This window comes from Microbacterium sp. UBA1612, assembly GCF_002321605.1.
In the GTDB taxonomy this organism is placed as follows: domain Bacteria; phylum Actinomycetota; class Actinomycetes; order Actinomycetales; family Microbacteriaceae; genus Microbacterium; species Microbacterium luteum.
On the sequence record NZ_DCMW01000037.1, the window covers coordinates 23,221 to 24,338 of the forward strand.

The 1,118-nt window shown below is 64.0% G+C and carries 1 protein-coding gene and 1 pseudogene; both read left to right on the top strand.

Translation table 11 applies throughout. From position 1 onward, the window contains the following. Positions 1 to 697 (top strand): annotated as a pseudogene (fusA, locus tag B3S45_RS13935) (elongation factor G); the annotation flags it as partial. 143 nt (positions 698 to 840) lie between these two features. Then, positions 841 to 1,118: GTP-binding protein (locus B3S45_RS13940; protein ID WP_286721352.1), on the top strand; the 278-nt coding region annotated here is incomplete at its 3' end.

The window sequence follows — 1,118 nt, forward strand, 5'->3', positions numbered from 1 at the left end:
GAAGCGCGAGTTCAAGGTCGAGGCGAACGTCGGAAAGCCCCAGGTGGCCTACCGCGAGACGCTCAAGAAGACCGTCGACAAGCACGACTACACCCACAAGAAGCAGACCGGTGGTTCGGGTCAGTTCGCCAAGATCCAGTTCGGCCTCGCGCCCATGGAGGTCGAGGGCGACAAGATCTACGAGTTCGAGAACAAGGTCACCGGTGGTCGCATCCCCCGCGAGTACATCCCCTCGGTGGATGCGGGCTTCCAGGACGCGATGAACGTCGGTATCCTCGCCGGGTACCCGATGGTCGGTGTGAAGGCGACCCTCCTCGACGGCGCATCCCACGATGTCGACTCGTCGGAGATGGCGTTCAAGATCGCCGGTTCGATGGGCTTCAAGGAGGCCGCCCGCAAGGCCGGCCCCGTGATCCTCGAGCCGGTCATGGCCGTCGAGGTGCGTACTCCGGAGGAGTACATGGGCGACGTCATCGGCGACCTGAACTCGCGTCGTGGACAGATCCAGTCGATGGAAGACGCCGCCGGCGTCAAGGTGGTGCGCGCGAGCGTGCCGCTGTCGGAGATGTTCGGATACATCGGCGACCTGCGCTCGAAGACCTCGGGCCGCGCCGTGTACTCGATGGAGTTCGAGAGCTACGCCGAGGTTCCCAAGGCCGTGGCCGAGGAGATCATCCAGAAGAACAAGGGCGAGTAGCCCTGCTTCCGGGGCCGTCACGGCGGCCCCGGAAGCTCGCAAACTGAATACAGACCCGTCTATTAGACTGACAACCATCCCCGTAGACGACCGGTCGCAATCCAGCGCCCGGAAGATCTACACGACGTCCTGAGGAGGACCCAGTGGCTAAGGCCAAGTTCGAGCGGACCAAGCCGCACGTGAACATCGGAACGATCGGTCACGTCGACCACGGCAAGACCACGCTCACCGCGGCGATCTCGAAGACGCTCGCCGACAAGTACCCGTCGGCCACCAACGTGCAGCGCGACTTCGCGTCGATCGACTCGGCGCCCGAAGAGCGCCAGCGCGGCATCACGATCAACATCTCGCACGTCGAGTACGAGACCCCGAAGCGCCACTACGCTCACGTGGACGCCCCGGGTCACGCCGACTACATCAA